Below are 24,391 nucleotides of genomic sequence, written 5' to 3'. Positions count from 1 at the left end.
CCAACCGTGGCGGGTGAGATGTCACAGCCGGGTCCGTGGGCCGGCACGGGCGCCGGTAGTACACTGCGGTCCGCATGAAGCCGGCCCGATTCGACTACCTCCAGGCGCGTTCAGTCGACGAGGCTGTGGCGGCTCTGGGTCGGTACGGGTACGACGCCAAGATCCTGGCGGGTGGCCAGAGCCTGGTCCCGGCCATGAACTTCCGCCTGGCCAGGCCGGCGGTGCTGGTCGACATCAACCACGTGGCCGAACTGGATCACATCACCGACGGCGGGACGGCGGTCAGGATCGGATCGCTGGTCCGCCACGTAGCGTTCGAGAAGCCGGTCGTGGACGGTCCTCTCGGGCGGCTCCTGACCCTTGCCGCCCACCATGTCGGCCATCTCCCCATCCGCGTGAGGGGAACCTTCGGTGGCAGCCTGGCCCATGCGGATCCCGCAGCCGAGTGGTGTGTGATCGCCCTGCTGGCCGACGCGGAGATGGTGGCCCGTACCGCCGGCGGTGCGCGTAGCATCCCGGCCCGGCAGTTCTTCCAAACGGTGTTCACGACCGAACTCGAGCCGGACGAGCTGCTCGTCGAGACCCGTCTGGGCAAGCTGAGCGCGACCACCAAGGTCGGCTTCCAGCAGTTCAGCCGCAGGGCGGGCGACTTCGCCCTTGCGATGGTTGCGGTGGCGCTCGAGATCCGCGACGCCCAAGTAGTGGAGGCACGGATAGCAATGGGTGGTGTGAGCGACCGCCCGGTCAGGGCCGACGAGGCCGAGGAGTGCCTCCGGGGCCGCCCCCCCGGTCGGTCCGTCTTCTCGGAGGCTGCCGACCTGGCGGCCCGCGGGTTCGACGCGGTGGGCGACATTCACGGTTCCGCCGAGTACCGCAGAGACCTGGTGAGGGCACTGACCAGACGAGCCCTCGAGCAGGCGACCGCGTCGTGACCCGATGGGTCGGGCGGTCGCTGCTGCGTTTCGAGGATCCACCGCTCCTGACGGGGGAGGGAAGGTTCGTCGCGGACCTGGCTGATCGAGCGGCGTTTCTCCGGTTCGTAAGGAGTCCCGTAGCCCACGGGCGGATCACCTCGATCGAGGCACCCCGCGGCGTGACCCTGTTCACGGGAGAGGACCTGGCCGGGGTCCGTCCGGTCCGGCCGCTGCTGCATCGCGAGGACTACCGGCCGGTCGACCAGCCCGTGCTGGCCCGGGACACGGTCCGGTTCGTGGGGGAACCGGTGGCGGTGGCGGTTGCCGCCACGCCGGAGGAGGCGGAGGATCTCGCCGAGCAGGTGTTCGTGGACATCGACCCGATGGATCATGTGGTGGCTGCCACCGAGGCGGTTCGGCAAGGAGCACCCGCCGTCCACGACCATGTTCCCGGCAACGTGGTGGTGGACGCCCGTCTCGCCACCCCCGGGGTTGACGAGGCTTTCGGCATCGCCGAGGAGGTGATCGAGTTCGAGCTTCGTTCCCGACGGGAGAGCGCCATGCCCCTGGAGGCACGAGGGTCCGTGGCTTCGTTCGACGCCCGGTCCGGCCGGATCACCCTCACGTCGTCCGTCCAGTCACCCCACGTGGTGCGTACCGTCATCGCAGACCTGCTCCGCATGCCCGAGTCGGATCTGCGGGTGGTGGCGCCCGACGTCGGGGGAGGATTCGGCCAGAAGTTCTGCCTGGCGGTCGAGGACGTGGTCGCGGTCTGGGTCGCCCGGCGTCTCCGTACGACGGTCGCATGGATCGAGGACCGTCGGGAGAACCTGGTTTCCTCCTTCCACAGCCGGGACCATCGCTACCGCGTGAGGGGAGCCTTCGGCGAAGGTGGGCGGTTGCTGGCCGTGGACGCCGACCTGCTGTGCAACATAGGCGCTTACTCGTGCTACCCCGTGACCTGCGGGGTGGAGCCTCTCATGGCGATGGTGGAGTTCCCGGGTCCCTACGATTTCCGCGTGTACCGGGTCAGGTCGAGGGGCGTGGCCACCAACACCTGCCCGATGTCCCCCTACCGGGGCGTTTCCCGTCCGGTGATCACCCTGGCCATGGAGAGGCTGATGGACCTGGGAGCGGCCAGGTTCGGGATCGAGGCAGCCGAGATCCGCCGCAGGAACCTGATTAGCAGTTTCCCCTACTCGTCCGCGACAGGCCTGGTCTACGACGAGGGTTCCTACGTGGAGTCTCTGGAGCGGGCCGCCGACGCCATTGGCCTGACGGCGTTCCGAGAGCGCCAGGCGGCCGCGTTGCGGGACGGCCGCTACCTGGGGGTAGGGTTCTCGGTCTTCTCGGAACGGACCGGCTACGGGACGGCCGCCTTCGCAGCCAGGAGCATGGACGTAACCCCGGGATACGAGACGGTGGACCTGAGCATGGACCCGTCGGGATACGTCGAAGCACGGTTGGGCGCCTCACCGCACGGGCAGGGTCTCGGAACCAGCCTCGCGCAGCTCATCGGGGACGAACTGGGTGTTGACCCGGCCACGGTGCGGATCGTGCACGGCGACACCGACCGGACGCCGTACGGTTGGGGGACCTTCGCCAGCCGGTCGCTGGTCATTGCCGGGGGCGCGGCCAAGCTGGCCGCCGGGATGCTCCGGTCGAAGATCGCTGCCATCGCTGCCAACGAACTGGAGGCCGCGCCGGAGGACATCGTGCTCGAAGGGGGGGTGGCCCGGGTGTCGGGGACCGATGCCGGCGTCCCGATCCCGGACCTGGCTCGTCTGGCCTATCACTCCAGCCATCGCCTCGAGTCCGGCATGACCCCCGGGCTCGCCGCGGCGGCAACCTACGACCCCGCAGGAACGTTCTCCAACGCCTGCCACGCTGCCCAGGTGGAGGTGGATCCCGAGACCGGAGGGGTTGCGGTCGACCGGTTCGTCGTGGTGGAGGACGCCGGCATCCTGATCAATCCCATGATCGTGGACGGCCAGCTTCACGGGGGGGTCACACAGGGGATCGCAGGGGCCCTCTACGAGGAGATCGTCTACGACGGGGAGGGCAACATCCTGACGACCTCGCTGATGGACTACCTCCCGCCCACGGCGGCAGAAGTACCGGAGATCGAGATCCACCACCTGGTGACGGTGTCGGACGCCAGCCTCACCGGCGCCAAGGGTCTGGGCGAGGGTGGCACCATCGGAGCGCCGGCGGCGATCATCAACGCCATCTCCGACGCTCTCCGTCCTCTGGGGGTCGAAGTGAACGAGACCCCGGCTACGCCGGCCCGTCTGAGGCGGCTGATAAGTCAGAAGGAGCAGGAAAGGATCCCCGCATGACGGAGCGCACCATGGTCGACGTGACCCTCAATGTGAACGGACGCTCCTACCGGGTCCGGGTGGAGCCCCGACGTACGCTGGCCGACACCCTGCGTGACGACTGTGGCCTTACGGGAACGCACCTCGGCTGCGAGCACGGCGTGTGCGGCGCATGCACGATACTCGTGGACGGCCAACCGGTGCGGTCCTGCCTGATGTTCGCGGTGCAGTGCGAGGGTATGGAACTCCGGACGGTCGAGGGTCTGGCCGACGGTGAGCAACTGCATCCCATCCAGCAGGCCTTCTGGGAGAACCACGGGCTGCAGTGCGGATTCTGCACCCCCGGTTTCCTCATGCTTGCTGTCGGGTTCCTGGAGGAGAACCCGGATCCCAATGACGGCGAGTTGCGGGCGGTGCTCTCGTCGAACCTCTGCCGCTGCACCGGGTACCAGAACATCGTCAAGGCGGTCCGCCAGGCCGCCATCGCAATGAGGCGATGACCTACGTCGGGAGCCCGGTCAGGAGAGTAGAAGACCGACCACTCCTCACCGGATCGGCCCGGTTCGCTGCCGACCTCTCGCTACCCCATCAACTCCATCTGCGGGTGGTCCGCTCGCCCGTGGCCCACGGCAGGATCGTCGGCGTCGACGCTTCGGAGGCGCTGTCCCTCCCAGGCGTCGAGGCCGTGTGGACCGCGGCTGATACCCGGGACATCCCGGTCATCGATTTCAGGATGCCGATGATCTCCGGAGTGGAACGGTACCGCCAGCCGGTGCTCGCCGACGGCCGCGTCCGCTACGTCGGTGAGCCGGTGGCGGTGGTGCTGGCGGAGGATCCCTATCTGGCGGAGGACGCGGCTGAGCAGGTGTTCGTGGAGATCGACGAGCTGAGACCGGTGGTCGATCCGTACAGGGACGGTGCCCGGGCCACCGAGATCGGGGTGGTGGAGAAGGCCTATGGCGATCTGGTCGCGGCCTTTGCCGGTGCTCCGGGCGTGGTCGAGATGGAGTTCACGGTGGGTCGCCACTCCGCCATACCCATGGAAACCCGTGGCGCGCTGGCTCGCTACGACGCTACGAGTTCCACCCTGGAGATGTTCGGTGCGGCCAAGGTGCCCCACTACAACAGGGAGGCGATAGCCCGCATGCTCGGCCTCCCCACCGCGGCGGTGGTGCTGCGGGAGGTGCACGTCGGTGGTGGCTTCGGCGTACGCGGCGAACTCTATCCCGAAGACGTGCTGGTCTGCTGGGCGGCCCGCCGCACAGGCCGGCCGGTCCGGTGGGTGGAGGACCGGAGGGAACATATGCTGGCGGCCAACCACTCCCGCGATCAGGTCCACCGCATCCGCGCCGCCGTCGACGAGGACGGCTGGGTGAGGGGCGTCGAAGCCGAGTTCTGGGTCGACCAGGGCGCCTACCTGAGAACCCACGAGACCACGGTGAGCGAACTCACCTCCTCCATGCTGCCGGGGCCCTACGTCTGGCCGGCCTTTCGATGCACCGGGCATGTGAGGTTGAGCAACAAGACCCCGTGCGGTACGTACCGGGCTCCCGGACGCTACGAGAGCAGCTTCGTTCGCGAGCGCCTGATGGATGTGATCGCCCGCCGGCTCGAGCTCGACCCGGCGCAGGTACGGCGCCGCAACCTGATACCCCGTGATGCGATGCCGTTCCGCAGGGGCATCAGCGCTCTGGGAACCGATGTGGTATACGACTCGGGAGACTACGGATTGCTCCTGGATCGCCTTCTCGACCACCTCGACTACGAAATCCTGATCACCGAGATCGAGGCGCGGCGGGCTCGGGGAGAGACCGTGGGCATCGGGATGGGCTTCTTCATCGAGAAGAGCGGTCTGGGACCGTACGACGGCGTGAGGATCACCGTCGATGAGGCCGGATACGTGGTCGTGGTGACGGGAGCGGCCTCCATCGGTCAGGGGGTGGAGACCTGCCTCGCCCAGATCTGCGCTGACACTCTCGGAGTCGGGATCGATGCCGTGCAGGTCCGGCACGGCCAGACGGACGACCTCGTATGGGGGATGGGCGCCTTCGCCAGCCGGGTGACGGTGATGTCGGGTTCCGCGACGCTCATCGCTGCCGGTCGGGTACGGGACAAGGCACTCGATGTGGCCGCCCGGGTTCTCGAAGCCCGCCTCGAGGATCTCACCATCGAGGACGGCCGGGTATTCGTGCGCGGTTCCCCGGATGGCCCGGGGATAACGCTGGGTGAGGTGGCCCTCCGGCTCCGCCCCGGTCTGGCCGACGGTGAACCCGGTCTGGCGGCCGAGGGGTGGTTCGAGGTAGACCACATGGTGTACCCGTACGGGATCCACGTCGCGGTCGTGGGGGTTGACCGGGACACCGGCGAGGTCAAGCCCGAACGGCTGGTCGTAGCCTACGACGCCGGTCGGGTGGTGAACCCTGCACTGGTTGACGGGCAGATCCACGGTGGCGCCGCGCAGGGACTAGGCGGAGCGCTCCTCGAGGAGTTCAAGTACGACGAGGCTGCCCAGCCGCTGGCAGCCAGCTTCATGGACTACCTGATGCCGACGGCCGATGAGATGCCGGCGGTAGATGTGCTGATCACCGAAGATGCTCCCAGCCCGATCAACCCGCTGGGGGTGAAGGGGGCCGGTGAAGGCGGCATCACCGCGGTCGGAGCGGCGATCGGCAACGCCGTGGCCGACGCGCTGGGCTGCCAACTCGAAGTCCGCCGTCTGCCACTGAGCCCGGACCGGGTCCGCCAGATTGTTGCGCGTCTCGCCGGAGGAGACCGCGCCTAGGAGGGTGCAGAGCAATCGGGGTTTTGGGGGTGTGGCTTGTTGTGTGAACTGAACAGGCCCGGTCTTCGCATGAATCCCTTGTCTATTCCTGCACCCTCCTGGTGGCCTGACTCCTGGATCCGTCGAAGAGTCCATCGACAGTCGGCCGCACCGCCTCCTGGGGCAAGACCGCGAAAATCGCCGAACGGGTCGCCTCCGGTGGGTCCCACCCCCGGCCGCCGCCTCCTAGGCGCCTGAGCGCGTCCCGCCGTCCCCTGTCCGAGGGTCGAAGGACACGATGATCCCGGCCTTGGTCCGGCCGGTACCGGGCACACGGACTGTTGGTGTTGTAGGGGTCGGACCGGGGCGCCCTGTCAGCCTCTCGGTTGGTGGGTTTCCCCGGCCCGCCCTCCGAACCGGACGTGCAACTTCCACTGCATCCGGCTCTCCATGTGTTCATGCCGCTGTTGTGGTTGTGCTCTGCCATGGTGTGGGGATTCGGGTGCCCCGGTAGCGGTATCGCACTACGGCGAACCGGTTGGGTCGGAACATTTCGATCCTTCCTGCGCTGATCTCCCATCCGGGGAGGTAGCGGCGGACCAGGGTGTGCATGTTCAGTCCGAGGTGTCGTTTCTTCAACCAGTTGACCACCCGCCAGAAGGCGTAGTGGTCCAGATAGCCGAAGGTCCGTTTCGATACTCCGTGACGGAAATAGTTGCACCAGCCCCGCAGCACCGGGTTCAGGCGGCGTAGCAGGTCTGAGAGCGTTCGATGATGTCTGCGACGTGTGAGCCGTCGGACCTTGCCCATGATCGAAGCCAGAGACTTTTTCGACGGGTAGGTGTAGACGGCTTTCTTGTTGGTTCGGCTCCGCCGGGCCCGGCGTTGGATACGCCAACCCAGAAAGTCGAACCCTTCGTCTATGTGGCGGACCCTTGTCTTGGCTGCTGATAGGCGCAAGCCCATCGGCGCGAGCACCGCCGCTATCTCTTCCCGGAGCGCTTCAGCGTCGTTACGGTCACCGCGGACCATGACCACGAAGTCATCCGCATATCGGACAAGCCTCATGAGCGGCTCCCCGGCCCTGTGACGCTTAGCACGGGTCCATGACGGTCCGAGCGCTTCCCACTTCTGGGTGAAGTGCTCATCCAACACGGACAGGGCAATGTTGGCCAACAGCGGCGACAGGATCCCTCCCTGGGGGGTGCCGGTGATCGTCCGATGTCGGCTGCCGTCCTCGCAGAGGACACCAGCTCTGAGGAACGCTTTCACCAACCGCAGAACGCGTTTGTCCCCGATACGGGTCCCGCACCCGACCCATGAGAGCCGTATGGTCGATCTCGTCGAAGCAAGCCTCGATATCTCCCTCGAATACCCACTCGTAGTTACGGGTCGGTGACCCAAGGTAGTGAATCTCAGCAATGGCGTCCTGCGCTCGCCGTTTCGGACGGAAACCATAGGAGCATGGCTTGAAGTCCGCCTCGAAGATCGGCTCCAACACCAGCTTCAAAGAAGCCTGCACAACCCGGTCGGCAACAGTTGGGATACCCAACGAGCGGACCTTGCCCTCCCCTTTGGGGATCGTCTGTTGCCGCACCCGCTGGGGAACGAACTGTCGGGCCTTGAGATCATCCCGTAGCCCGGACAACAGTTTCTCAGCACTAGGAGGAAGCTGACGGGGTGCCACCCCGTCGACTCCTGCCGTTCGTGCCCCCTTGTTGGTTCGCACCCGACGCCACGCCAGAACGAGGAACGCCGGGTCATAGACAAGGTTGTATAGAACCTTCGAAGCGACGACCCGCACCGGCCGTCGCCCAACGGTGCAGCTTCGACTACTGGATCACACGTACCCGCCGCCCAGCCTCTACCAGGTCGGGCCACGGTGCGCCGGTATTCACCAGCGACCTCCGTGATCAACACGTCTGCTGCGAACACACTAGATGCCCTTCGCCATGTGACCGGCTTTCCCGGCCTCGGACTACTACGGGTCCTCCGCCCCATCCCACCGGGATCAGCCGGCAACGGACCTTCCCACCGACCAGCAAAACGCCAGCCGGTAAGGGAACCGGGGGGATGGTTCCCACGTTCACTCTCCAACCGTTCGACAGGGTCGGCGCCCAACTATGCCCCTGCAACCTCGCCACGGCTACGCCGCAGACCTTCACCGTGGCCTCCCGAGTCGACACTGCAAACCGACTAAAGAGTTACCACACACAACCATTCGATGTGCGGGTACGCGTTGCTGCGCGGCCCCGATCCGCCAGGTTCGAGCCGCTGGATAAGCTTGAGAAGCTTTCGGTCGCTGGTTCCTCACGTACGCCTTTCTGTCTCGCTAGCCGGGCCCGGACCATCTGGCAGTACTGATCCGTCCCGTCGTTGTCAGGGCTGCTTACCACCCTCGCCCCTCGTTCCCGAGGCTCGGGCTGCCCTCAGCTTCAACGTGTAACGCTGCGACGTACACGAAGCGGCGGCCTCTCACCACCGCACGGTTAGAAAACGCCTCGTGGCGCTCTGCAGCTACGTTCCAGTATGCGGCGGGCCTGTGACAGATCCAGCCCTCGTTGGGCGACCCACGACCGCGTTAGGTCAAGGAAAGCAAGGACTCAGGACACTACAGGGCTTCCGCGATCTCCTCGACGGACAGGTCGTCGCCAACGTCGAAGAAGGCGATGATCCGGCACGGGCACGCCTCGCCGCCCTCGAACTTCCACGGGAAGGCGCCGATGATGCAGCGCTGGTTGAGTACCTTCTCGATGTCTCCCCCGACGTTCTCGGCGTGGATGCACCCATCGGGAAACGCCAGGTAGTGCAGGGGGAACAGGTCTTCGGTGATCACCCGCCCGCTCTTATGGTGGGTGTAGGTGTACTCGCCGAAGTACTCCAGGGCGGACATGCCCACCTGCTCCTCGAAACGCTTGGTGAGATCGGGTCGCATGTGACGGATGCTGGTGTTCATGGGATGGTCGCCGGATCCCGCGTCGACGCCCCACCACCGGATCTCCATGTCGAGCATCCAGTAGGCCAGTTCCTGCGTGCCCCCCGGATGCATGCAGAAGTAGCGGGTCAGATCCTGCTCCGGCTGGCCTTCGTAGTAGCGGTGGTAACCGGTGTGGATGATGAGGATGTCACCCTTCTTGACCTCGACCTTGGAGGTGATGTGCTCGGGGGTGATGATGCTCCAGTCGCTGACCTCGTCGGACACGTCGACGATCACACCCTCGTGCACCAGCTTGTCCAACGGGAGGGAGGCCATGTCGCCGGCTCCGTCCGCCATGTGCATGGGGCCGTCGAGGTGGGTTCCGACATGCAGCGAGGTCTCGAAGCGCTGTGACACCACCCGGTTGGTCTGCAATGTCTGGGTGTAGTACATCTTGGATCCGGGATATCCGACCCAGCCGGGCGTGTGTAGGTTGATCGGGTGGGAAAGGTCGACGAGCTTCATCCGGGGTGCCTCCGATGCTGATGGACGAGGGGATGGTAGAGGGCTGGGTCCGGGCTGTCAGACCGGCTCAGTACCGCTGCCCGTTCTCCCAGATACCGTAGAGATCCGTGCGGCGGTCGGCCCGCGGGGCGATCAACTCGCCCCGGACCTGGGCTCGCTTGGCGGCACCGATGTCTACTTCCGTAACGGTGATCTTGTCGGTGGACCCGGGCAATGGTCCGGACAGCAGCTTGCCGTACGGATCCACCAGGATCGACGACCCGAGGAAGTCGAGTTCCCCGTGCCGGCCCGCCTGCGATGCGCAGGCGATGAACACCTGGTTGAGGTTGGCCTGCAGGACCGCTCCCCGTCCCTGGGGGCACATCCCGTCCTTGTCCCAGCGCTCCTGGTCGAACCCGGGCAGCCATGCGGTGGGCACGCAGATCAGGTCGGCGCCCTTCAGGGCCAGCAACCTGACCACCTCGATGAACCGCAGGTCGTAGCAGACACACAGTCCGATGGTCCCGAACCTGGTGTGCGCCACCGGGAACCCGAGGTCGCCGTCGCGGAACACCACCTTCTCCTCCGCGAAGAGATGCGTCTTGCGGTAGTGCAGGATGATCCCGTCCGGTCCGACCGCCACGGCCGTGTTGTAGAGCGCCTCGCCGTCCCGCTCGCAGAACCCGCCCACCACGTAGCCGTTGGCGTCGGCCGCCAGGGAAACCCACTGCTTGACGGTGGGGCCGTCCACGGGTTCCGCAACCTCCGAGAGCGCGCGCCAGTCCGCCGTGTAACCGTGGATGATCATCTCGGGCAGGATGACGATGTCGGCGCCCTGTTCGAAGGCGGTGTCGGCCGAGCGGTAACAGAGTTCGCGGTTCTCCTCCACCTGGAAGGGCTCGCCGCCGATCTGCACGAGACCTATGGAAACGGTGTTGGCCATGGTTACTACTCCTTGTTCGGTTCGTCGGCCATCAGGCCCGCGACGCGCAGCATGTTCCAATCAGCCGGGCACGGCCCTCCGACGCTCTCGATGTGGTCGTTCCTGTCCCCAGAAACCGCGTGCCACACACCGACCGGCACGTGCACCACGTCCCCTGCCTCGAACTCGAGACGTAGGTCGTTGGTGAGGTCGTCGATGCTTCCCTTGCCGTCGAGGATGTAGATGGTGTCCTCCGACTCGACATGGACGTGCTCGACGTTGCGTTCGCCCGGCTGCATGTCCACGTAGTTCATGTTGGCGGTGTACGCCTCGACGCCGGCCCACACGATGAGGCGTGCGTCCCTGGCGATCATCGGAACCATGGCGGTCGGCTGGTCGCGGTGGAACGAGCGGACTCCTGCTGCCGGTTTCCTGATGACGCTCGGCTCGGGGATAGGGAACTCCTCCACACCAAGGTGGGCGTACATGCGGAAGTCGGCGGGACAGGGGCCTCCCACAATCTCGGCTCCCTCGGGTCCCGCCTCCAGCACGTACGGCGTGCCCGGGCCTATGTGAGCCATCGCGCCGAGCGTCAGGTCGTTGCGGCTCCCGAGAGCGGTGTCGACCGCCGCCCCGCTCCCGTCCATCAGGTAGTAGACGGCCTCCATCGGATGCTCGAGCACGGTCGTCCGTCCGTGCGGTCGGAGCGAGATGTGGTGGATCGAACGAAGGTGCGCGCCCAGATCGGGCCAGACCACTGCCCAGGCTCTCCCGCCCCGCTCGACGATGGGGAGATCCGGGCAGTTCTCGTCGTCGTGGAGGATGCGGATCCGGTCGGGCTCAGCAGCCATGGACAAAGCCGGGTCTGGTCATCGGCGGCGATTCTACCGTGCCATCCTCCCGGGGGCCGAACGGCCATCCCGACGCGCTACGGTCGGGTGCCCCGGACCGGACAAGCCGTGGCGGGGGAGGCGAGGAGACTATGGCGCGGATAGACCTGATCGACGGCAAGGACGGGCTCGCCCCGGAACAGGCTGAACTCTACGACTGGATCATCGAAAGCCGGGGCACCCTCGTCAGACCCTTCCAAGTGCTCCTGCACGCTCCCCGCCCAGCCGAGCACCTCGCCCGGCTGGGCCACGTGGTCCGGTTCGAATCGGGACTTTCCGGCGCAGACCGGGAACTGGCAATCCTGGCGACCGGCAGTGCTCACGGTTGCCAGTACGTCTGGGACACGCATGTGGGCATAGCCAGTCGGGAAGGCGTACGTCCCGAGGCGCTCGCCCACCTGGACGGAACGCCGACAGACCTGTCCGAGCGTGAGGCAGCCATCTTTGGTGCTGTCCGTGAACTGTGCGAGTCCTCTTCCCTCTCGGATTTGACCTTCAGCCGGGTCGAATCCGAACTCGGCAGCGGCGGGGTAGCGGAACTCTGTGTCCTGGTGGGTTACTACACCCTCTTGGGTTACACGATGGGCGCGTTCGGCGTCTGTTCCGTACCCGACTAGCAGGATCCGCAGAGAACCGTGTACTTGGCACTCGTCATGCGTTTTCTTTGAGCAGGATCCCCTCGATTCGGGCGACCCGTTCAGAGAGTTCGTTCACTTTGTCCGCGAGCCTGTCTCGCCGGTTGAGAACCACGACTGCCAGGGCGACGACGGTCGGCCCAACCGTTCCGAAGACGTTGCTGAACTCGGTCCAGTCCATCGGTTCTGCTCCCTCTCCTCCCGAATTATACGGTGCTGTCCGACATCGACAACTCTAATACATCTTCGATACTAGTGTATCGACCGGAGTAGGTAGCCCTCTCAGTCCGTTTCCACCGCGAGGACGCGGGCCGGGTTGGTGTGGGTGATGTGGTGGATGGTGTTCTCGTCCATTGCCTCGTCGCGCAGCATCGGCAGGAAGCTGTCGATCAGGTGCCGGTAGCCGTGACCGCCGTTGGTGATGAGGCGCGGCCGGGCTGGCATGTCCTGGGCCACCAGCAGGCGGTCCCCGTGGCCGCGCCGGACCAGTTCGGCTAGGAACTTGGCCCTGCGGTGGTCGGCGTTGATCCACTCGATGCCGATCAAGTCGAACTGCAGGTAGGCGCCGGTCTGGGCGACGCGCTCCAACTCGTCCATCTCCAGCGTGTTGTCGAGGTGGCCGAAGATGACACGGTCGGGCGGAACCTCCTCTTCCTGGAGGATCTCGTGGAAGAGGAGCGCGGTGTGCGGGGGAGTGTGGGTGGTGATCGCCAGCCCGGTGGCGTGGTGAGCCCGCGCCGCGGCCCGGATCACCCGTTCCTCGACACCTTGCACCCAGCGCTTGTCGATGCCGATCTCGCCGATTATGCCCGGGCGTATACCCGTGTCGGCGCAACCGTTCTCGATCTCTTCGACGATGTACTCGGTGAGGCGGCGGGTCGTCCACTTGTTGACGAACTCGGGGTAGTAGGGCTCCCGGTAGAAGCCGGTGCCCATCACGATATGCACACCGGTGTTCTCCGAAACGCGACGCGTCGCCTCCGGTTTGCGGCCGATATGTTCCAGGATGGGGTCCACGAGGGTGCCCCCGCCCGCGTCCTTGTAGAAACCGACTTCTTCCGTCATCTGGAGCTCGTCGGTCATCGGCATCGCCACCCAGCGGTGGCGCGCCCACGAGAGGTCGGCGAAGAGGTGGTCGTGCATCTGGGTGTGGCCCAGGTCGTCGGGCGAGACCGGCCCTCGCACGGTCATTACCTGCAGCGCCATGTCGTCTCCCTGGTAGGTGGGTCCCGTCGCTGGTGCGACCCTACCCGAACCGGGCGCCGGATGGGCTGTGTTGCCCCCGGACTACCCGCTCAAGGGCACAGTTGCCATCCGAAGAATTCGGTCAGGACCGCCGACGCTTCGAGGACGCCGGCCTTCGCCTCCGCGATCAACTCCGAGTCGCCCGATGTCCACCCTCGAGCTCCCTCGTCGAAGCCGGTGGCGTAGCGCAGGATGCCGTCCCTGATGGAGAGCAGCAGATCCACGATCTCTCTTGGTGGAACCCCCATCAGATCGAGTTCGTCGACCAGTCGGAGGAGTTGGCGGCTCGCTTCGGTCAGACCGGTCGCCACCGCGGTGGGGTCCACGCCCTCCGGGGCCGAGTGGAGAAGGTCGGTGGCCTCCTCGACGACGGGCTGCAGCCGGACGAAGACAAGCCGGTCGAGTGCGGTGGTGAAGCTGTCGCACTCCTCCGAGGCTTCGTTCACCACCGGCGCGGCAGGGGTCCGGGTGCTGGTCGCCCTGGAGGTGGTGGCCGTGGTGGCTGACGGGATGGGGGCTGTGGTCGCTACGGTGGTCGTCGCGAACGTGTCCGTGGTCACGGCGGTGGTGGACGAAGACGAGGCGCGGCACCCCCCGACCAAGCAGGCAACCACGACGGCTAGAGCACAGAGGGCCTTGGTCTTCACACTGAGGTTTCTAGCCTCGAAGGGCCAGGGTGGCGAACCGGAGTGGGTAGCCGCGGTCCGGGACCGGAGGCGAGGAGAACAGGTGAGACTCGAAGGCAAGGTAGCGCTGGTGTCCGGCGCAGCCCGGGGCATGGGCGCCACCGAGGCCGCCCTGTTCGCCGAGGAAGGGGCCGCGGTTGTAGTCGGGGACATCGCGGCGGAGATGGGGGAGAAGGTGGCGACCGCCATCTCGCAGAATGGGGGTACCGCATCATTCATCGCACTCGACGTGACCCGGGAGGAGAGTTGGAGGGGGGCCGTGGAGGAGACGGTCGACCGCTACGGCCGTCTGGACGTGCTGGTCAACAACGCCGGGACGGGCTACAGGTCCTCGTTCGAGGACACACCCCTCGAGGAGTGGAACCGGGTCAACGATGTCAACCTGACCGGGACCTTCCTGGGTATCCGCGCCGTCCTTCCGGTTATGAAGGAGCAGCGCGGCGGGTCGATCGTCAACGTGTCGTCCGTCATGGGTCTGCTTGGCGCCATCTACCCCGACCTGTCGGAAGCCCAAGCCCCCGCGTACGCGGCTTCGAAGGCGGCCGTCCGCCTACTTACCAGGACCGCCGCCGCCCAGTACGCCAGGTACGGGATCCGGGTCAACACGGTGGTGCCAGGATTCACGATGACCGAGATGGGTCGCCCGTCGTGGGAGGATCCGGAACGCCGCTCCCTGTTCCTCCCCCACATACCCATGCAACGCTGGGCGGAACCGGACGAGATCGCCCAGGCTGTCCTGTTCCTGGCTTCGGACGACAGATCCTATGTCACCGGCTCCGACCTGGTGGTCGACGGCGGGTACTCGGCGGTCTGACCCTACGAGAGGCGGTCCAGGCCGGGCTGGGCGAATCGGTGGATCGGCTCAGTCCGGCTCGAGTTCGGCCAGTGTGCTCCCGACGGCATCTGAGATGTAGTCGGCCTGGGGGATCGTCAGGCATAGGGGAGGTGTGATCCTCATCACGTGGCCGGTGCTGGATATCGCCACCCCTCGGCGGAGGAGACCGCGTAACGCGCCACGGATGAGGTCTCCGGATACCGGGGTGCGAGTCGCCCGGTCGGTGACCATCTCGATGCCGATGGCAAGGCCAAGTCCGCGGACGTCCGCCACGTTGCGGCGGGGTTCCAAGCTCTCCTGCAGGGCGTTGATGAGGTGATCACCGACGTGGCCGGCGTTGTCGACCAGTGCCTCGTCGAGCAGAGCGCTCAGCGTGGCCAGACCGGCGGCACATGCCAGGGGGTTGCCTCCGAAGGTGCTGCTGTTGTGGGTGGGCTGCGCTCCGGGGCCGGCGTCCATCACGTGCCGGGCTCCTGCCACGATCCCCAGCGGGAAGCCTCCGCCGATGCCCTTGCCGAGCAGGAGGATGTCGGGCACCACGCCGGAGTGCTGGTAGGCCCATAGTCGACCGGTACGGCCGCCTCCGGTCAGGATCTCGTCGAACATGAGAAGAGCCCCGGTGCGGTCGCAGAACGCTCGGACCGACTCCAGGAACCCGGCCGGAACGGGGATCATGCCTCCGGCCCCCTGCATCGGCTCGATGATCACCGCGGCCGGAGGGCCGGCCAGTACCTGCGAAGCCACCCGGTCGAGGTGTCGGGCGCATGCCTCGACCCGCTCGGCTTCGGTCTGGTGAGGAGTATCCATCGGATCGGGGGCCACCGCATGCACGACACCCGGCAGGAACGGTCCCAGTCCCTCCCGTCCGGCTCCAGATGTCAGGGACAGCGCGCCCAGCGTCCGTCCGTGGTAGCCGTTGTGGAACGCGATGACCTCGTGGCGGCCGGTAGCCGAGCGGACCGTCCTCAGAGCCGCCTCCACGGCCTCGCTCCCCGAGTTGGCGAGGTGGAAAGCGTCGAAGCGCTCCGGCAGCGTGCTCTTGAGCAGTTCGACGAAACGGACCCGTACTTCGGTGGCGAAATCGTAGAAGTGGGTCAGCAGCCGCGCCTGTCCGGCCAGCGCCTCCGCCACGGCCGGGTGACCGTGGCCCAGGTTCATGACCACGGTGCCCGCGCACGCGTCTAGAAGCCAGTTGCCGTCGGCGTCGCGGATCATGGCGCCGCGCCCTTCCACGACGGCCAGTTGGGACCACAGCGAACCGGCGGAGTTGCCGGCCGCCAGCAGGCTCTGATCCCTCCCGAATATGGCCCTGGACCTGGGGCCGGGCACCTCCGTGATGAGCCTGGGAAGCTCGGGGGTGCTGGATGGGTTGCCTGTGTGGTTCATCGTGTCACTCCGGACTTGCCTGCTGCGATCATCGCTGTCGCAGTATCCTCACTCACCGCCCGCCTTCGACCGAATCGATGCCCAGGTCGGCAATGCCCAGCCGCGCTTCGATGAGGCTCGGCTCGCCGGTTCCGAGATGCTTCCTGAGAGCGGCCTCCAACTCGTCAGGGGTGTCGGCTCGCGATGAACTCATCCCGAATGCCCGCGCCACGGCCGCGAAGTCGGGCTGCTCCAGATCGATCCCGAACCGGCGTCCCTCGCAGAGTTGGTCCTGGACTTCGGCGATGATCCCGTAGGACCGGTTGTTGTATACGAGCAAGCAGACCGGCAGGTCGTGTTCGACGGCCGTGGCCAGTTCGCCGAGCGTGAACAGGGCCCCGCCGTCGCCCATCACCGCCAGCACGGTGTCATCGGGTGCGGCGGCCTGGACGCCCAATGCGGCTGCGTAGGCCCATCCGAGGGTCATGAAGTTCCAGGGGGTCATCAGCCGGCGCTCGGGTCCCAGCGACGGGTCGCCCGGGATCCAACGGAGAGCCATCGTGACATCTCCGCATATGGTGGCGCCCTGGGAGGGGAGAGCGCTGCCGATCGGATCGGTCCAGGGATGCGACGAGGTGGCCGCGTCCGCGCTCGGGACGCGGCCCGAGGCGGTCCCCTTGCGGTTCAACGAATCGGTGAGCGAGGCAAGGAAAGAGGCGGCATCGGCCACGATGGCCAGATCGGCTTGGTAATGCTGCCCGAGACTGGTCGGATCGATATCGACATGGACCAGCGAGCCGCCGATCCGCAGGGTCCAGTGTTTGGTGGATGCGATCCCGAAGCTGGTTCCGACGGCGATCACCAGGTCGGCGTGTTCCAGGAGCGCCCGGGTTGTGTCGTTGTTCATCACACCCGCCCAACCGCTCGCCGGATCCACCGTGTGGCGGGCCGGGACCGTGGTTACGACCGGCAGCCCCGTCGTGCGAGCCAGATCGGCCAGTTCGGCCTGGGCCCCTGCCCGGACCACACCGGCGCCCACCAGGAGAACCGGGTTGGTGGCGGCTGACAGGAGCCGGACGACCTGATCGAGTTGCTTGTCGGGGACCCCGGGCGTCGACGCCGGGGGTTTCGCCTCACGAGAAACCGGGTTGCTCGCCGGAGCCTCGAGAGCGGCGCGGCTTATGAGCACCACACCGGGCCCGGGTCGTCCCGACCGGCAGGCCTGCAGAGTCTCGTCGACGGCCGCGGCGATGGATCCGCCGTCGTCCGCCCGCACCACAACCGCTCCGGTCGCCTCGGCCAGAGCAGCCTGGTCGAACGCCTCGTGGGGCAGTCCCAGTGGCTGGGCCATCCGCTGGGACGGGTTGTGGTCGCTGGCGATCACGACCACCGGCGAGGAGTCCGCGTATGCGGTCTGAAGCCCCGTCACCGTGTTCCCGAGCCCGGGACCGCCGGTCACGACCACCACTCCGGGTCGGCCGGATCGCCGGGCGTACCCGTCGGCCATGAAAGCGGCCGCCTGCTCGTTGCGGGCCACGATGGACCTGATGCCGCCCTGCCGGAGGATGGCGTCGTAGATCTCGACCGTGTAGCTGGCGGGTATTCCGAAGACGGTCTCGACGCCGTTGTCGCGCAGCGCCCTGACCACCGCGTCCCCGCCGTTCGGTACCGCCATCAGACCATCGCCAGGATCTGGGCCGGGTTGGTGATCATGCACAGGTCGAGCACGCCGTCGGGAACACCCTCCTCGCGCGCCAGGGTCCGGAATCCGGTTACCAGATGGGCGAGCCCCGGACCTCCGTTAACCGTGAGGTGGCGTTTCCGGCAGAGGTCGCTAGCAACGATGATCCTGTGGGCGAGTCCTTCCTCCGCCAGTTCTCGCAGCGTTCTGGCACGCACCCGGTCGGTGGTCATCTGCACGCCCAGCGTCTCGGTGTAGTACTCGTAACCGATGGTGTCGAACTGAGCGTAGGCGCCGCGTTGGATGATCTCGCGGAACAGGGTCGGGTCCGGTTCCGTGTCGTCGAGATGGCCGATGACGATGCGCTCGGGATCCAACCCGACGGAGGTGAGCACGTCGATCTGGTCGAGGGCGTTGCGTCCGAGGTAGGTGTGCGTGGACACCGCCACACCGGTTTCGAGAGCCGCCATGGCGGATGCCCGGAAGACGGTCGCCTCGCGCTCGGTCATCGGTCCCTGGTAGGTTCCCTGCTCGCCGATGATCCCCGCCCTGATCCCAGTGCCGTCCACTCCTTCGCGGATCTCCCGGATCATGACTTCGGCGATCTGCGTGTCGGCCATGCCGGCGATCCGGTCAGGATGGAACGGCTCGTGGTAGACGCCGGTTCCCATCACGATGTGTACGCCGGTCTCCTCGGAGGCGTGGGCCAGGGCGGTGGGGTTGCGCCCCATACCCATGGGGGTCAACTCGACCAGGCAGGTACCTCCGGCCCGGGCGTAGGCCTCCAATTCCGGCAATGTGTCCTCGATGGACAGCGTGTGGTCCTCGTAACGATCGGCGGTCTCGCTCCAGGCCGGATGTCCCTGCTCCTCCATGCCCAGGGAGAGATGGGCGTGAGCGTTGGTCAAGCCCCATCCGGAGGCCGGGACGTCCCCCCGCACTGTTCGGACAAGACCCTTCGCGCTCACGGCCCCGGTCCTCCCCCGGGGACGGACGCCCCAGCCGAGCGCCGGACCCGGCTCCTGCCAGACCCGCCATACATGCCTGCTCGATCAGCCAAACCCGGGCTACCGACCAGGGGCGTCGAAAAGTCGCGAAAAATGTCGCTTCGGTGTCGCCCACAGGGCCCACCCCCGCCACCACCGTTCCTGGGTTCGGAGCGTGTCTCGCCGGTCCCTGAGCGGGCTGTGGCTCCGATGTCCTGTTCCCTCCGGCGGTCCGGGCGGTACCGTTGTCCCGACCGCTTGGGTGCTTGGTACCCGTCAAGTATGGGGTAGTGGTGTGACAGGTTCAACCCCCTTGTGCGACAAGCCCCGCAGGCGGCTCCCGGCGCCCGGCGTGTGATGCGATGGGCTGTGTGCGGTGCCAGGACTTGGCGCCGCGCCGGATCAGGGGCGGGACACCTCACTGCATGGTCAGGATGGTCGCCGGGTTGGTGATCATGCACTGGTCGAGCACTTCCTCAGGGACCCCCACTTCCAGCGCCGTCCTGCGGAACCCGTCGGCGAGTACCACGAGCCCGGGTCCGCCCCTCGTCTGGAGGTGGCGCTGCATCCCGAAGTCGCTGGCGAGGATCACCTGGCCTGCCAGACCTTCCTCCGCCAGTTGGAGCAGCTTGCGCGCCCGGACCACGTCGGTTGTCATCTGGATCTTGAGCCGTTCGGTGTAGTACTCGTAACCGATGTCGTCGAACTGCGCCCACGCACCGCGCTTGATGATCTCACGTATCAGGTCGAGGTCGGGCTCGCCGTCGTCCAGATGACCGATGACGATCCGGTCCGGGGAGAGTCCCTGGGACGTCAGGACATCGATCTGGTCCAACGCGTTGACTCCGAGATGGGTATGTGTGGTAACCGCTACACCGGTCTCGATCGCCGCCATCGCCGAGGCCCGGAACACCACCTTCTCACGGTCGGTCATCGGGCCGGTGAAGGTTCCCTGCTCTCCGATTATCCCTGCCCGCACCGTCGTGCCGTCCACGCCCTGGGTTATCTCCCGGACGAGGATCTCGGCTACACCGGTATCGCGCAGGGAGGCAATCGACTCGGGATGGTGGGCCTCGTGATAGATGCCGGTTCCCATCACGATGTGCATCCCGGCCTGCTCCGAGGCCCGAACGAGAGCCGCCGGGTCACGGCCCATACCCGCCGGGGTCAGATCGACAAGGCAGAAACCTCCCGCACGGGCGAAGTGCTCCAACTCGGGGAGGCTGTCGTCGAGGGTCATGATCAGTTCGGAGGCGTCCGTTGTGTCGAACGGCGGTTTGGAGGTGTCGGCACCGCCAACCAGGTGGGCGTGGGCGTTGGTGATCCCCCACGGTTCGCGTGGTACGTCGCCCCGAACGGTCCGTATCAGGCCCGATCCGCTCACTTACACACCCTCCTTGATAGGTCCGAACGCGCCGGCGGCGGAGGTTCTCAGGCTCTCCGACCCCTTTCGGTGCCGGCTGCAAGTATGTCGTTGACGTCCCAATGGCCCGATCCGATTATGCGCGGGTACGGCGTGACCGGGAGTTCCAGAACCCAAGTGCCGCGCTCCTCCAGGGCCGTGGCGAGCAGCCCCGGGAAGTCGGCGGGATCGGTTACCCGCTCCGCTCGTGCGCCGAACGAGCGGGCGAAGGCCACGTAGTCGAGGTCGTAGGTGACCCCTTCCGAGTCCTTGAAGTAGGTGCCGGCGTCCCGCCCGTAGTGCTTGGTCTGGTACAAGGCGATCGAGGCGTATCCGGTGTTGTTGGCGATCAACCAGACCACGTCGATGTTCGCTGCCACCGCGGTGGGCAGCGCCGCCAAGCAAGCCATCACCGCCCCATCACCTACGAGGCCGACCACCGGCACATCGCGCCGGGCGAGCCGTACGCCGATCGGAGCGGCGACCTCCTGTCCCATCGTGCCGAACCCGCTGGCGACGACCTGGGTGCCCTCATTCAGGAAGGGGTAATGCTGCCCGATCGCGTGGCGGATGCCCACGCCGGTGATCAGGATCGTCTCGGGCGGCAGCAGCCCCCGCAGCACGGTCCCGAGGTAGGCGGGTTCGTAGGGGAAGCTGGGTGTGGTTCGGACATCGTGGAGGTCGTCCGCCCAGGTCTGCTTCTCGTGTGCGAGTTCCGCGTGCCAGTCACCCCACCGGTCCCCGCCGTCGAGGCGGCTCTCCAGAGCGGCGGCCAGGTCTTCGAGAGACCGGCGGGCGTCGCCGACGAGAGCCACGTCGGTGGGGTAGATCTTTCCGATCTGGTTCGGGTCGATGTCGATGTGGATCAACCGGCTCGGTGGAATCGGGGTGAAGTAGTCCGGGCGCCAGTTGTTGCAGTCCATCTCCGGGAATCGGGTACCCACCGCCAGCAGGAGGTCGGCTCTCCTAGCGGCGTTGTTACCCGGCCTGGTTCCCACCACACCTGTGTACCCGATGGAAAGGGGATGATCCTCGCTGATGGCGCCCTGGCCGCTCATGGTGGTGGCCACCGGCATGCCGAACCCGTCGGCGAGCCGGGTCAGGGCGGTGGAGGCTCGCGAGATGATCGCACCGCCGCCCGCGAATACGAGGGGACGCTCGGCCCGGGCGATCAGGTCGGCGGCTCTCCCCACCTCGGCGGAGTCTGGCCCGCTCCGCCCGGGTCGGGTAGGCCGGAGCGTGGCCACCGACGGGTCCACCCAATCCGAGAAGAAGTCGAGCGGAACCTGCAGCACGACCGGACCCGGACACCCGGTGAGGGCGTAGCGGACGGCTCGGTGGAACTGGTTGGCCAACTCGGCTGCGCCTGTGGCGAGCATAATCCGCTTGGTGAGCGGTCGGGCGATGTCGAGTTGGGCGTTGTCGATGGAGTAGGAGAGTTCTTGGAGCGGTTCCTTGCCCACGTAGGCGCTCGGCATCCCACCGGCGATCACGACCAGGGCCGAGGAGTCGAGCATGGCGTCCCCGAGTCCGGTCATCAGGTTGGTGAACCCCGGTCCTACCGTGGTGGTCACCACCGCGATCCGTCCGCTCGCCCGGAAGTACGCATCGGCGGCGTGGGCGGCCACCTGCTCGTGGAACACGGTGACGTAGTCGATCGTGTCGCTGTCCTGCAGGGCGTCCACGAAGGCCAGATTCCCGTGCCCCACCAGCCCGAAGACCGTGTCGATCCGTACCCGCTCCAGGGCGCGGACGAGGGAGGCTGCGCCGGTTATCTCGCTCGGGTTGCCCGTGATCCCCTCCTGTCGGTGGGGCGATTGTACACCTGTGGACGTGGGGCGAGCTTGTGCGACGTGCGCCTGCCATCCGCGGACTGGGGGTCTCGGAGGCGGTGGCCTGCGACGGCGGCGTGAGCCTGCCCGAGGGTCGCTCGTTGATCTTCCTCGAGAGTGTCGAGCCCCTTGTCCACGGTGTCGAGCCGCTTGGCGACCGCGGCAGGACCGTCTTCGAGCAGCAACTCCAGGGGCTAGCCGGAGGGAGGGGCGAGGTCCGTGGCGAAGTGAGTTATGCGTAGAGCCAGGGACTATGACTGTATAGATCTGTACACTCATCACGTCCGGAATTCGAGCATGCATTAGTTACTTTCGAGGAGGCGGGCTCGTGGTGGAAAGTTCCGAGAGAGACCGCGTTTGCGTTCCCGTTCCGTCGGGGCTGGTCGGCTCGGTGTGGCTGGTCGCCGTTCTGGTGCTGGGCGGATGCGGCGGACAGTCCGATTCCCACGGCGTTCCTACAGAGCGGACATCCACGACTGTCTCCCAAACGGTTGCTTCCCCTGAGCCCGGGACTTCTCTATCGACAAGGATCGAGCCCGAGGCCGCCGCGCCGACGACGGTCGAGCCCGAGAGTCTCCCGTCGGCGACAGTCAGGGCGGCGTTGTCTTCCGAGGAGATCTATGGCCTGGTGGCGCCGTCCATACCGGTGGTGGAGACGCCGGTGGGTACCGGGAGCGGCATCCTGGTCGAGGGGGGCCTGGTGGTGACCAACTATCACGTGGTGTGGCCATATGAGAGGGTCCGGGTGGTCTTTCCCGACGGGACCGAGTTCGCGGATGTGCCTGTCCTGGCTTGGGACGCCTTCGCCGACCTGGCGTTGCTCGGTCCGGTGGACGTTTCTCTCCCTTATCTTGACCTGTCGGACGGTGAGGGAATGCCACCTGGCAGCGAGGTCCATCTGATCGGCTATCGCGCCGAGACCGACCTGTTCCCCGAGCCCACCATCACCCGGGGCGTCCTGTCCCGCGTTCGTGAATGGGAGCTGTATGGCCTGACGCTTCTGCAAACGGACGCGGACATGGCCGGCGGTCAGAGTGGTGGAGCGCTGGTGAACTCTTCAGGGGAGGTTGTCGGCGTCTCAACATGGCACTTCGGGGACGCCGGGTTCGCGCTGGCTACGTCGGCGGCCGACGACGTCGAGATCTTGCTGTGGCTGATCGAGGATCTCGAGGAGTTCGGGCCCTGGGGTGTCATCCCAGGCGGGACGGGAGCCACCGAGTTCGTGTTGGAGTTGGAGAACTCCCTGGATAGCGCGTTCCTTGTGTTTGAAGGAGAGGCCGGTTCGATCCTTGATATCCGGATCGACGGGCCGAGCGACGGCATTCTGCTGGTGGTGGGTCCCTCCGGTCTGGTCTTGGACGTCGACGACACTTACGGTGGCCTCGAGCACGGGACGGCGGAGTTGGAGGTGGACGGTCCTCACTTCGTAGTGGTCCAGAACTTGGGGGACACCCTGGACGAGGCGTCCAGTTTCACGCTGGAGAGCAACGTCCCGCTGGCGCCCTTCATGGATTACGACGACGGACAGGTCCTGAGCGTGGGCGGGTCGGTGGCGGGAGTCATCGACCACTATGCCGACACCGACTGGTACTCGATCGAACTCTTCGAGGGTGAGACCGTGGTGTTCTGGACCGAGGCGATAGCCACCGATACCGCCATCTATGTGGGCCAGGCCGGCGGGAGCTTTCAAGAAATGGTGGCGGACGATGACAGCGGGCCTCCCCTGTTCGGAAACCACACCAATGCCGAGTTGGTGTTCACGGCGCCGACCACCGGCCGGTACTTGGTAGCGGTGAATGATCCGGTGGCCGACGGCGGCGCCTACTTTCTAGGAGTTGACTACGCGGAACCGGCGGCGGAAGGCGAGGTCGGCGGGTCCCGTGTCGGTGGCGAGCCCACCCTCGGGCTGCAGTTCGATCTGGATGGCGAAACCACCTGGCGGGAGGTGTTCGAGGTCTTCACGACTCTCGAGCAGGACTGCACCAGGGAAGAACTGGGCGATGTCGCTCTCTTGGAGGGTTTTCTAGCGTCGACGGTGGTCGGCGGAGGCTTCGACGAAGAGATTCCCGGTGTTCTCCGGTGCCTCCACCATGACACTGCGATGGAACTCATGATTGCCGCGATCGTGGCCCGTTCGGCCCAGGAACAGGTGCTATTCGAAGCCGACCACGTCGCCTGTCTGCGGGAGGTGTTCGCGGGCGAGGGAGGCGCCGAATTCCTCGCCGCGATTGTCTCGGATTCGGTGACCGAACCGGAGGACTTCGGCGAGTTGTTGTTCGACTTCCTGCTCTGCCTACCCGAAGGATTTCTTTAGGCAGAGGATCAACGGAAGACGATTGGTTCCTAGTCGGTCGTTGGTAGTCAGTAGTTGGTGATCGATGGTTAGCGTTAGATCAAGGCAGTGTCCGGCCTCGGTAGTGCGGTTCGGATTTCGCGGTCGCGCCGACGGGGGACTCCCACGAAGTAGAAGCGAGGAGATCCGAGCCCAAGCACGGATG

19 protein-coding genes and 1 pseudogene are annotated in these 24,391 nt (G+C 66.4%); 8 read left to right on the top strand and 12 right to left on the bottom strand.

Going from position 1 to position 24,391, the window contains the following annotated elements; translation table 11 throughout:
• The first annotated feature begins 74 nt into the window (after positions 1-74).
• The 4 genes from OXK16_13315 to OXK16_13300 are packed head-to-tail and all read left to right on the top strand — an operon-like array spanning position 75 to position 6,014.
• Positions 75-932: a xanthine dehydrogenase family protein subunit M gene (locus OXK16_13315; GenBank protein MDE0376923.1), complete on the top strand. Its 858-nt coding sequence runs from the start codon at positions 75-77 to the stop codon at positions 930-932.
• On the top strand, positions 929-3,253 hold the full coding sequence (locus tag OXK16_13310) for a xanthine dehydrogenase family protein molybdopterin-binding subunit (protein ID MDE0376922.1): 2,325 nt from the start codon (positions 929-931) through the stop codon (positions 3,251-3,253). Before OXK16_13315 ends, OXK16_13310 begins: the two co-directional genes overlap by 4 nt.
• Before the next feature lie 11 nt (positions 3,254-3,264).
• On the top strand, positions 3,265-3,732 hold the full coding sequence (locus tag OXK16_13305) for a (2Fe-2S)-binding protein (GenBank protein MDE0376921.1): 468 nt from the start codon (positions 3,265-3,267) through the stop codon (positions 3,730-3,732).
• A complete protein-coding gene (locus OXK16_13300) occupies positions 3,729-6,014 on the top strand; it encodes a xanthine dehydrogenase family protein molybdopterin-binding subunit (GenBank protein MDE0376920.1) in 2,286 nt (761 codons plus the stop codon). Before OXK16_13305 ends, OXK16_13300 begins: the two co-directional genes overlap by 4 nt.
• 435 nt (positions 6,015-6,449) lie before the next feature.
• Here the strand turns inward: OXK16_13300 and ltrA are convergent.
• The 4 genes and pseudogenes from ltrA to OXK16_13280 form a co-directional block, all read right to left on the bottom strand.
• Positions 6,450-7,891, bottom strand: a pseudogene (ltrA, locus tag OXK16_13295) (group II intron reverse transcriptase/maturase).
• Between the two features lie 713 nt (positions 7,892-8,604).
• Entirely contained in the window at positions 8,605-9,435 is an 831-nt protein-coding gene (locus OXK16_13290; GenBank protein ID MDE0376919.1) for a cyclase family protein, read from the bottom strand.
• A 67-nt stretch (positions 9,436-9,502) separates the two neighbouring features.
• Entirely contained in the window at positions 9,503-10,357 is an 855-nt protein-coding gene (locus tag OXK16_13285; protein MDE0376918.1) for a hydratase, read from the bottom strand.
• 5 nt (positions 10,358-10,362) lie between these two features.
• Positions 10,363-11,187, bottom strand: a complete 825-nt coding sequence (locus OXK16_13280; protein MDE0376917.1) for a cupin domain-containing protein — start codon at positions 11,185-11,187, stop codon at positions 10,363-10,365.
• A gap of 131 nt (positions 11,188-11,318) precedes the next feature.
• Here OXK16_13280 and OXK16_13275 point away from each other — a divergent pair, with 131 nt between their 5' ends.
• Entirely contained in the window at positions 11,319-11,843 is a 525-nt protein-coding gene (locus tag OXK16_13275; GenBank protein MDE0376916.1) for a carboxymuconolactone decarboxylase family protein, read from the top strand.
• 34 nt (positions 11,844-11,877) lie between these two features.
• On the opposite strand, the gene OXK16_13270 is transcribed toward OXK16_13275, so the two are convergent.
• The 3 genes from OXK16_13270 to OXK16_13260 form a co-directional block, all read right to left on the bottom strand.
• Entirely contained in the window at positions 11,878-12,042 is a 165-nt protein-coding gene (locus OXK16_13270) for a hypothetical protein (protein MDE0376915.1), read from the bottom strand.
• Between the two features lie 101 nt (positions 12,043-12,143).
• Positions 12,144-13,067 (bottom strand): hypothetical protein, encoded by a 924-nt coding sequence (locus OXK16_13265; protein ID MDE0376914.1) that lies wholly within the window; start codon positions 13,065-13,067, stop codon positions 12,144-12,146.
• A gap of 89 nt (positions 13,068-13,156) precedes the next feature.
• Positions 13,157-13,552 carry a hypothetical protein gene (locus OXK16_13260; GenBank protein MDE0376913.1) on the bottom strand — a complete coding sequence of 132 codons (396 nt, stop codon included), beginning with the start codon at positions 13,550-13,552 and terminating at the stop codon, positions 13,157-13,159.
• Between OXK16_13260 and OXK16_13255 the strand changes: the two genes are divergently transcribed.
• Entirely contained in the window at positions 13,518-14,606 is a 1,089-nt protein-coding gene (locus OXK16_13255) for a glucose 1-dehydrogenase (GenBank protein ID MDE0376912.1), read from the top strand. The genes OXK16_13260 and OXK16_13255 overlap by 35 nt on opposite strands.
• Positions 14,607-14,654: 48 nt before the next feature.
• On the opposite strand, the gene OXK16_13250 is transcribed toward OXK16_13255, so the two are convergent.
• From OXK16_13250 to OXK16_13230, 5 genes are all read right to left on the bottom strand, one after another.
• Positions 14,655-16,013, bottom strand: coding sequence for an aspartate aminotransferase family protein (locus OXK16_13250; GenBank protein ID MDE0376911.1), 1,359 nt, complete (start codon positions 16,011-16,013; stop codon positions 14,655-14,657).
• Positions 16,014-16,065: 52 nt separating this feature from the next.
• The gene (locus tag OXK16_13245) at positions 16,066-17,667 is read right to left on the bottom strand and encodes a thiamine pyrophosphate-binding protein (protein MDE0376910.1); all 1,602 of its coding nucleotides are present in this window, start codon (positions 17,665-17,667) and stop codon (positions 16,066-16,068) included.
• Positions 17,667-18,581: a phosphotriesterase gene (locus OXK16_13240; GenBank protein MDE0376909.1), complete on the bottom strand. Its 915-nt coding sequence runs from the start codon at positions 18,579-18,581 to the stop codon at positions 17,667-17,669. The genes OXK16_13245 and OXK16_13240 overlap by 1 nt, the downstream gene beginning before the upstream one ends.
• A gap of 496 nt (positions 18,582-19,077) precedes the next feature.
• Positions 19,078-20,043, bottom strand: a complete 966-nt coding sequence (locus OXK16_13235; GenBank protein ID MDE0376908.1) for a hypothetical protein — start codon at positions 20,041-20,043, stop codon at positions 19,078-19,080.
• A gap of 47 nt (positions 20,044-20,090) precedes the next feature.
• A complete protein-coding gene (locus OXK16_13230; GenBank protein MDE0376907.1) occupies positions 20,091-21,836 on the bottom strand; it encodes a thiamine pyrophosphate-binding protein in 1,746 nt (581 codons plus the stop codon).
• A gap of 71 nt (positions 21,837-21,907) precedes the next feature.
• Between OXK16_13230 and OXK16_13225 the strand changes: the two genes are divergently transcribed.
• Positions 21,908-22,135 carry a hypothetical protein gene (locus OXK16_13225; GenBank protein ID MDE0376906.1) on the top strand — a complete coding sequence of 76 codons (228 nt, stop codon included), beginning with the start codon at positions 21,908-21,910 and terminating at the stop codon, positions 22,133-22,135.
• A gap of 359 nt (positions 22,136-22,494) precedes the next feature.
• Positions 22,495-24,207: a trypsin-like peptidase domain-containing protein gene (locus OXK16_13220; GenBank protein MDE0376905.1), complete on the top strand. Its 1,713-nt coding sequence runs from the start codon at positions 22,495-22,497 to the stop codon at positions 24,205-24,207.
• The last annotated feature ends 184 nt before the right edge of the window (positions 24,208-24,391 follow it).

It is taken from the genome of bacterium (assembly GCA_028821235.1).
Classification (GTDB): domain Bacteria; phylum Actinomycetota; class Acidimicrobiia; order Spongiisociales; family Spongiisociaceae; genus Spongiisocius.
Note: the sequence above shows the minus strand (reverse complement) of the source record. Positions and strands in the feature narration are given on the sequence as shown.